This window comes from Streptomyces spongiae, from assembly GCF_009377185.1.
Taxonomy (GTDB): domain Bacteria; phylum Actinomycetota; class Actinomycetes; order Streptomycetales; family Streptomycetaceae; genus Streptomyces; species Streptomyces spongiae.
The window spans coordinates 1-9006 of sequence record NZ_VJZC01000412.1; the positions used below are offsets into that span (position 1 = coordinate 1).

Sequence of the window (9006 nt, forward strand, 5' to 3'; positions counted from 1 at the left end):
CCGGGGCGGCGCCCTCTTTTGCGCTCCGCAGGGCTCGCCTTTGTCGGCGCTTTACCGAGGTCAGGGCCGGTTCACACGCCCGCAACATTCATCCGGCTGCCGCTTTTCGGCCAACATCACTTGAGGGTCCTGACATGTACGCGTCCCTGATGCCACTCTTCCACCAACCGCCGCACCAGCACCGCAACTTCACAACCACCCCGGGCAGTTGCCCCACAACTGCCCGGCTCCCCCACAAGGAGCTCGTGTGACTCCCCTCTACGCGCGTCACAAGCGCACCACCCTGGCCATCGCGACCGCCGTCGCCGCCGGGGCCCTCATCACCACCGGTCTGACCACCGGTGCCTCCGCCCAGACGGAACCCTCCGCCACGTCCTCCAAGGCGACCGCCGCCCCGGTCACCCTGACCCCGGCCGCGCGCACCGCCCTGATCAAGAAGGCCGACGCCGCCACGGGCGAGACCGCCGACGAGCTGGGCCTGGGCGCCAAGGAGGAGCTCGTCGTCCGCGACGTCATCAGAGACGCCGACGGCACGACCCACACGCGCTACGAGCGCACCTACGCCGGGCTCCCGGTCCTCGGCGGCGACCTGGTCGTCCACGAGTCGAAGTCCGGCAGGAGCGAGGGCGTCACCAAGGCCACGAAGGCCGCCATCAAGGTCGCCGACCTCACGGCGGACGTCACCAAGGCGACGGCCGAGAAGCAGGCCGTGAAGGCCGCCAAGGCGGAGGGCTCCACCAAGTCCGAGGCGGACAAGGCCCCGCGCAAGGTCGTCTGGGCCGCGAACGGCAAGCCGGCCCTCGCGTACGAGACGGTCGTCGGTGGCTTCCAGCACGACGGCACCCCGCAGGCGCTGCACGTCGTCACCGACGCGCAGACCGGCAAGAAGCTGTACGAGTGGGAGGCCATCCAGACCGGCACGGGCAACAGCCAGTACAGCGGCTCGGTGACCATAGGCACCTCGCTGTCCGGCTCGACGTACCAGCTCAACGACACCTCGCGCGGCAATCACAAGACGTACAACAAGGCGCGCTCCACGTCCTCCTCGGCGGGCACGCTCTTCACGGACGCGGACGACACGTGGGGCACCGGCACCGCGTCGAGCTCCTCGACCTCGCAGACGGCCGCCGTGGACGCCCACTACGGCGCCCAGGTCACCTGGGACTTCTACAAGAACGTCCTGGGCCGCAACGGCATCAAGAACAACGGCGTCGCCGCCTACTCCCGCGTCCACTACGGCAACGCGTACGTCAACGCGTTCTGGGACGACAGCTGCTTCTGCATGACGTACGGCGACGGCGAGGGCAACACCAAGCCGCTGACCTCGATCGACGTGGCGGGCCACGAGATGACCCACGGCGTCACGTCGAACACGGCGGGCCTCAACTACAGCGGTGAGTCCGGCGGCCTCAACGAGGCGACCTCCGACATCTTCGGCACGGCGGTCGAGTTCTACGCGGCCAACTCCAAGGACGTCGGCGACTACCTCATCGGCGAGAAGATCGACATCAACGGCGACGGCACCCCGCTGCGCTACATGGACCAGCCGAGCAAGGACGGTTCGTCGGCGAACTACTGGTCGTCGAGCCTGGGCGGGCTGGACGTGCACTACTCGTCGGGCCCGGCGAACCACTTCTACTACCTCCTCTCGGAGGGCAGCGGCAGCAAGACGATCAACGGGGTCAGCTACAACTCCCCGACGTCCAACGGCGCCACGATCACCGGCATCGGCCGCGACAAGGCGACCAAGATCTGGTACAAGGCGCTGACCGAGTACATGACGTCCACCACCAACTACAAGGGCGCGCGCACGGCGACCCTGAACGCGGCGGCGGCGCTGTACGGCTCCGGCAGCACGGAGTACAACGCGGTGAACGCGACGTGGGCCGCGGTGAACGTCACCGGATGACGCACCGGATGACGCCGGGCCTGATCATCTGAAGGCCGGACGGTACCCGAAGGGAAGGCTACTTCGGGTACCGTCCTAGGCTGTGGCCCCATGCCCCCCATGGACGGCCAGCTACCTCACCACGACTCCGCCGACGGCCCCTTGCCCCACGGTCCCTTCACGTACGAGGACGTGGGCGCGACCCGGTCCGGTCACTGCCCGCCCGGCTTCAGGCCGATGGATGTCAGAACCCGCATAGGCGAGGGCACGGACGTCTTCGACCGGGCCGCCCGCCTCCTGTTCACCTGGGAACTGCACCGCGCGGTCGGGGTGGGCATCACGACCGACGCCCCCGAGGCCGCGCCCGGCGTCGACGTCACGGTCAGCCTCGGCGGGGTCATCAAGGCTCCCTGCCGCGTTGTCTGGACCATCGACGAACCCCGCCACAAGGGATGGGCCTACGGCACCCTCCCGGGCCACCCCGAGCGCGGCGAGGAGGCGTTCGTCCTCTACCGCACGGGCGACGGCACGGTGTGGCTGGCCGTCACGGCGTTCAGCCGCCCGGCGAAGTGGTACGCGCGGGCCGGAGGCGCGGCGACCCGTGGCCTGCAGCAGGCGTACGCGCGTCGCTGCGGGGCGGTGCTGCGGAGGCTGTGCGAGGACCTCGAGGTCTGAAGGCATGAACCGGGCGCCTTGAGGTCTGAACCGGGTGTGCGGCGAGACTGCCGGTGCGCTCACCAGCGCACCGGCAGTCTCCGTACGCCCCTGATCAGCAGCCCCGGCACCCAGGGCAGCCCGGCCTCGTCCGCGTCCGGCGCGAGGTCCGGGCAGCGTTCCAGCAGGGTGCGGATCGCGATCCGGCCCTCCAGCCGCGCCAGCGGCGCGCCCAGACAGTGGTGCAGGCCGTGGCCGAATGCCATGTGGCCGCGTGCGTCCCGGCGGATGTCGAACCGGTCCGGCTCCTTGAAGCGCTCGGGGTCACGGTCGGCGTCCGCCATGCTGATCAGGACGGTGGCGCCCTTGGGGATGGTCACCCCGCCCATCTCCACGTCCTCCAGGGCCAGTCGGTCCGTGCAGTTCTCCACCGGCCCGTCGTACCGCAGCATCTCCTCTATGGCCCCGTCCAGCAGCCCGAAGTCGGCGCGCAGGTCGGCGAGTTGACCGGGATGCGCGAACAGCGCCCGCACACCGTTCCCGATCAGGTTGACCGTCGTCTCGTGACCGGCGATGAGCAGCAGGCTGGACATGCCGACGAGCTCGTTCGGCGCGAGCCGGTCACCCTCCTCGTCGGCGGCGTGGATCAAGGCGCTGAGCAGATCCTCACCGGCGTTCTTCCGCTTGGCCGCGATCAGCTCGGTGAGGTACGCCGTCAACTCCTGGTAGGCGCGCGCCTCCCCCTCGGGGCTGGTCCGCGCGACCATCTCGTTGGACCAGCCGCGGAAGGCGTCCCGGTCCAGCTCGGGCACGCCGAGCAGTTCGCAGATGACGGTCATGGGCAGCGGAAAGGCGAAGGAAGCGATCAGATCGGCCCGCCGCTCCGGTTCCGCCAGCATCGCGTCCAGCAGCTCGTCGGTGATCTGCTGGACGCGCGGGGCAAGCCCCTCGACACGCTTCGGGGTGAACTCCCGGGCCACCAGCCGCCGTAACCGGGTGTGGTCCGGCGGGTCCGCCATCAGCATGTGCATGAGCGCGGGGACAGCCTGCTCGGTGTTGATGATCTGTTTGATGTTCCCGGACCTCACCCAGTCCCGGCTGAGCCGCGGATCGGTGAACGCGGCCCGGCACGCCTCGTGGCCGACGACGAGCCACACCTCCTCACCATCGGTGTCGAGCACCCGGTGCACCGGCCCCTCGGCGCGGAGCCGGGCGTAGACGGGGTAGGGGTCGCGGGTGAATGCGGTGCCGAGTTCCTGCAAGTCAACGGCTGTCTTGGCCGCCATGTGGTTCCCCCTGTTCATGGTCTGGACTGCACGCTAACTCGATCGCCGAACGGACCCACGGCCGTTTTCGGACAGGTGTTCCCGCAGTGAGGGTTGACCTCTACGGACAGCAGCGATAGGCATGCTCACGCCAGGTCTGGACCAATAAGGGAGTGGGTGCTCCGTGTCCGGTACGAAGAACGGCAAGGGACTGCGCAGAAGATCGTTACTCGTAGGCGGCGCCGGAGCCGGGCTCGGCCTCGCCGGCTGGGGACTGTCGGCCACGCCCGCCGCGGCGGCGCCCATCGGCAGCGGCTGGACGGAGGTGTCGGCCGCCCACAACCTGCACCAGCCGCCCGACAGGACCCGCCACACGGTCGGTTCCGACGGCGAGCACCACTTCTGGCTGTACGACAGCGACCCGAGCACCTTCCCCGGGCAGGACTCCGGTCCGCGCAGTGAGCTCCGCTTCCTCGACCAGTACACCTCCGGCTCGGCCCAGTTCGAGGCCGACGTCAAGGTGGGCGCCGGGGCGCACAACGTGTGCGTTATGCAGGTGTTCGGGGGCTCCTCGTGGGCCACGGCCTTCATGACCCTGGCCACGCACGACAGCCTGACCTACTACAACTACACGGACCAGGTCATCCAGGCCCCCATCTACGACACGTACCTCCGCCTCAACGTCGTCCACGACACGGCCGCCGCTGCCGTCCACGTCTTCGTCAACCGCCGATTCAAGGCGAGCTACGCGGACCACGGCAGGGCGACGCACTACTTCAAGTGCGGGCTGTACGGCCGGGCGGGCATGTCGGCCCGCTCCGACGCGTACATCAAGAACATCCACCTGTATCGCAAGTGAGCCCGCCCCGGTCCGCCCCTCACCTCATGAGCACTCCGGCGCCCTCCCCCGCCTCCTCCGACGGCACCGCCACCAGCCCCAGCTCCGCCGGTGACGCCAGCAGTCGGTGGGACGGGAGGATGCGGACCGTGTAGCCGAAGGGGCCGGTGCGGTCCAGGGACAGCGGGCCCTCGTAGACCCAGCGGCCGTCCTCGTCCGGGCCGCCGGTCGGCTTCAGCGGGACGCCCGCCGCGTCCGCGATGCGGTCGTCCGAGTCCACCCGGCCGGAGACCGCCTGGACCTCCACGTCGTCCGGGGCCAGGTCGCCCAGGCCCACGCGCACGCGCAGGGCGAGCGACGTGCCCAGTTCCGCCGTGGCCGCCGAGGCCGAGGTCTCGACGTGGTCCACGGTGACCCGGTGCCAGGCCGCACGTACCCGCGCCTTCCACTCCGCCAGCTCCCGCGCCACGTCGGGGGCCAGCTCCCGGTGGGCGCGGGCCGCTGGGGCGTAGAGGCGCTCCACGTACTCGCGGACCATCCGTCCCGCCAGCACCTTCGGCCCCAGAAGCGTCAGGGTCTGGCGGACCATCTCGATCCAGCGGTCGGGCAGGCCGCCCTGGCCCCGCTCGTAGAAGCGAGGGGCCACCCGCTGCTCCAGCAGGTCGTACAGCGCCGACGCCTCCAGGGCGTCCCGGCGGTCGTCGTCGGTCGCGGTGCCGTCCGCCGTGGGGATGGCCCACCCGAAATCCGGCTGGAACCACTCGTCCCACCAGCCGTCCAGGACGGACAGGTTGAGACAGCCGTTGAGCGCCGCCTTCATCCCGCTCGTCCCGCACGCCTCCAGCGGCCGCAGCGGGTTGTTCAGCCAGATGTCGCAGCCGGGGTACAGCTTCTGGGCCATCGCCATGCCGTAGTCCGGGAGGAACACGATCCGATGACGCACCCGGGGGTCATCGGCGAACCGGACCAGCTCCTGCACCAGCCGCTTGCCGCCGTCGTCCGCCGGGTGAGCCTTGCCCGCCACCACGATCTGGACCGGCCGTTCCTCGTGCAGCAACAGGTCCATCAGCCGGTCGCGGTCCCGCAGCATCAGGGTCAGACGCTTGTACGACGGGACGCGGCGCGCGAAGCCGATGGTCAGCACGTCGGGGTCCAGCACGTCGTCGATCCAGCCCAGCTCGGCCGTGCCCGCCCCGCGCTGCCGCCAGGACGCGTACAGCCGATGCCGTACCTCTGTGACGAGCTGTTCGCGCAGGTCCCGACGGAGGTCCCAGATGTCCTGGTCGGGGATGTCGCCCACCGCGTCCCAGCGGTCCGAGCCGCCGACGGTCATGGCGTCCTCGGTGCGCTGCGCGCCGATCTGGCGGGCGCCCAGCCGGAAGACCTCGGGGGCCACCCAGGTCGGGGCGTGCACGCCGTTGGTCACCGACGTGATCGGGACCTCGTCCGGGTCGAAGCCCGGCCAGAGCCCGGAGAACATCTCCCGGCTGACGTGGCCGTGCAGCAGTGAGACGCCGTTCGCCCGCTGGCCCAGGCGCAGCCCCATGACGGCCATGTTGAAGAGGTTGGGCTCGCCTCCGGGATAGGTCTCCATGCCGAGGCGCAGGACGCGTTCCACGTCGATGCGCGGGAGTTCCGCGTCAGGCCCGAAGTGGCGGGCCACCAGCTCGCGGTCGAAGCGGTCGATGCCGGCCGGTACCGGGGTGTGGGTGGTGAAGACCGTCCCGGCGCGCACCGCCTCCAGGCCCGCGTCGAAGTCCAGCCCCTGGTCGCCGAGTTCGGCGATGCGCTCCAGACCCAGGAAGCCCGCGTGCCCCTCGTTCGTGTGGAAGACCTCGGGCTGCGCGTGGCCGGTCAGCCGGCAGTACGTCCGAACGGCACGCACCCCTCCTATCCCCAGCAGCATCTCCTGGAGCAGACGGTGCTCACTGCCGCCGCCGTACAGCCGGTCGGTCACGCCGCGCTCGCCGTGGTCGTTCTCGTCCACGTCCGAGTCGAGCATCAGGAGGGGGACGCGTCCGACCTGGGCCTGCCAGATGCGGGCCTGGAGCCGACGCCCGCCGGGGAGGGCGAGGGAGACCTGGGCGACGGAGCCGTCGGCTTCCCGCAGCGGCACCAGTGGCAGCTCATGCGGGTCGAGCACCGGATAGTGCTCCTGCTGCCAGCCGTCGCGCGACAGCGTCTGGCGGAAGTAGCCGTGCCGGTAGAGCAGTCCGACGCCGATGAGCGGTACGCCGAGGTCACTGGCCGCCTTCAGATGGTCGCCGGCGAGGATGCCGAGGCCACCGGAGTACTGCGGCAGGGCGGCGGTGACGCCGAACTCGGGTGAGAAGTACGCGACGGCGGCCGGGAGTCCGGCCGGCTGGGTCTGGTACCAGCGCTCGCCGCTCACGTAGTCGCGCAGATCGTCGGTCGCGGCGGCCAGGCGCCGCAGGAAGCGCCGGTCCTCGGCCAGTTCCGCGAGGCGTTCGGCCGAGACGCTGCCGAGGAGGCGTACGGGGTCACCACCGGAGGAGGCCCAGTGCTCCGGGTCGACCGACTGGAAGAGATCACGGGTCTCGGCGTGCCAGGACCAGCGCAGATTGCGCGCCAGCTCGCTGAGCGGGTGAAGGGCATCGGGGAGGACGGGTCGAACGGTGAACCTGCGGATCGCCTTCACTGAGTTCCACCTTCGCGACAGGACGTGCGCGGCCGAGGGACCCACAGCGCTGTGGGCCCCTTCGTCACCGACGACCGTAGCGGCGAGAGTCCAGCGGCAACATGCCGCCTCACGGATGCGCCCCCACTGTGCCACCGGTCGCAACCATCAATTGAGGAACCACGACGGCGAACAACCAGGTCCGCGAGAGCGGCGCCGGTTTAGGCGCAAAATGGGCCCTTGTGGTGCTTCACACCTCACGAGAGGCTGCGCAGTGACGTTCCGGTCGGCCTCCGTCAAACCGGGCGAACTCCGGCCGGAATACGTCGAGTTGAGGAGGGGAACTCACCCATGGCACAGACGGTGAACAGGCGTCTGCGCTGGGCGGGAGGCCTGACCGCGGCGGCCACGGCCGCGGTGCTTTCGGCCATCACCCTGCCCGCGCACGCCCTCCCACAGGGGCGGATACTCGGCGCCGGCGCGGCCGGCTCCGTGAGCGGCAGTTACATCGTGACACTCAAAGGGGGAACGAAGGCCCCCTCGGCCGCCGGAAAGGGCATCGCCGAGAAGTACGGGGCGAGAATCGGCCACACCTACAGCTCAGTCCTGAACGGCTATTCCGTGACGACGGACGAACGACGGGCCAGGGCGCTCGCGGCGGACTCCCGCGTGGCCTCGGTCGTCCAGGACACCCGGGTGACGTACGACCACACACAGGCGAACCCGACGTCCTGGGGGCTCGACCGCCTCGACCAGACCGGCCTGCCGCTCGACAAGAGCTACACATGGCCGGAGTCGGCGGGCAAGGGCGTCACGGTGTACGTCATCGACACCGGCATCAGGATCACCCACAAGGACTTCGGCGGCCGGGCGTCCTACGGCTGGGACTTCGTCGGCGACGACAAGGGGGCGGGGGACGGCAACGGACACGGCACCCATGTCGCGGGCACCGCCGTGGGCACGAAGTACGGCGTCGCCAAGAAAGCGAAGGTCGTCGCCGTCCGCGTCCTCGACAACGCGGGGGCGGGCACCACCGCCCAGGTCATCGCGGGCATCGACTGGGTGACCGAGAACGCGAGGAAGCCCGCCGTGGCCAACATGAGCCTGGGCGGCCCCGGCAACGCGCAGCTCGACGCGGCCGTCCGCAACTCGATCGCGTCCGGCGTGACGTACGCGGTGGCGGCCGGCAACGACGGACTGTCGGCCGGGCTCTACTCCCCCGCCCGCGTCAAACAGGCGGTCACCGTCGGCGCCACCGACAAGAAGGACCGGCGAGCGAGCTTCTCCAACCGGGGTTCGAGCCTGGACCTGTTCGCGCCGGGCGTGGCGATCACCTCCGCCTCGCACCGGAGCGACACCGGGAAGATGACCTTCGACGGCACGTCGATGGCGGCCCCGCACGTCACGGGTGCGGCCGCCCTCTACCTGGCCGACCACCGCGCGGCCACCCCCGCGCAGGTGAGCAGCGCACTTGTCAACCGCGCTGTTTCGGGCAAGGTGACGGGCCGGGGCATCGGTTCACCGAACGAACTCCTCCAGGTCAACAACCCCTAGCACCAGGGTAAACGCCCGACCATAGCGTAAAAGCACGGACCGGCCTCTCCCTCACCGGACGAGGCCGGTCTTGTGTGTAGACATACGCGTGAGTAGTTAACAAAGTGCCGGAATGCCCACCCGCGTAGGGTGGGAAGGCTCCTTCGGTACGCCCCGCAGGCCCCACCTC

General features: G+C 70.1%; 6 protein-coding genes. 4 read left to right on the forward strand and 2 right to left on the reverse strand.

The features are described from left to right. Window positions 1–247: 247 nt before the first annotated feature. Window positions 248–1909, forward strand: a complete 1662-nt coding sequence (locus FNH08_RS36355) for a M4 family metallopeptidase (protein ID WP_322726065.1) — start codon at window positions 248–250, stop codon at window positions 1907–1909. Between the two features lie 99 nt (window positions 1910–2008). Further along, complete coding sequence (locus FNH08_RS36360; RefSeq protein WP_152775800.1) at window positions 2009–2563, forward strand: DUF1990 family protein; 555 nt, start codon at window positions 2009–2011, stop codon at window positions 2561–2563. 59 nt (window positions 2564–2622) lie between these two features. Here the strand turns inward: FNH08_RS36360 and FNH08_RS36365 are convergent, their stop codons facing one another. Next, window positions 2623–3828 carry a cytochrome P450 family protein gene (locus FNH08_RS36365; RefSeq protein ID WP_152775798.1) on the reverse strand — a complete coding sequence of 402 codons (1206 nt, stop codon included), beginning with the start codon at window positions 3826–3828 and terminating at the stop codon, window positions 2623–2625. Between the two features lie 163 nt (window positions 3829–3991). Here FNH08_RS36365 and FNH08_RS36370 point away from each other — a divergent pair, with 163 nt between their 5' ends. Then, a complete protein-coding gene (locus FNH08_RS36370; protein WP_322726066.1) occupies window positions 3992–4666 on the forward strand; it encodes a polysaccharide lyase family 7 protein in 675 nt (224 codons plus the stop codon). 19 nt (window positions 4667–4685) lie between these two features. Here the strand turns inward: FNH08_RS36370 and FNH08_RS36375 are convergent, their stop codons facing one another. Beyond that, on the reverse strand, window positions 4686–7304 hold the full coding sequence (locus tag FNH08_RS36375) for a glycosyltransferase family 1 protein (RefSeq protein ID WP_322726067.1): 2619 nt from the start codon (window positions 7302–7304) through the stop codon (window positions 4686–4688). Window positions 7305–7634: 330 nt separating this feature from the next. Here FNH08_RS36375 and FNH08_RS36380 point away from each other — a divergent pair, with 330 nt between their 5' ends. Next, window positions 7635–8837, forward strand: coding sequence for a S8 family peptidase (locus FNH08_RS36380; RefSeq protein WP_152775799.1), 1203 nt, complete (start codon window positions 7635–7637; stop codon window positions 8835–8837). The last annotated feature ends 169 nt before the right edge of the window (window positions 8838–9006 follow it).

Coding starts and splice junctions, on each gene's coding strand:
- FNH08_RS36360 (WP_152775800.1), top strand. CDS start 2,009: ATGGACGGCCAGCTACCTCACCACGACTCCGCCGACGGCCCCTTGCCC.
- FNH08_RS36365 (WP_152775798.1), bottom strand. CDS start 3,828: ATGGCGGCCAAGACAGCCGTTGACTTGCAGGAACTCGGCACCGCATTC.
- FNH08_RS36380 (WP_152775799.1), top strand. CDS start 7,635: ATGGCACAGACGGTGAACAGGCGTCTGCGCTGGGCGGGAGGCCTGACC.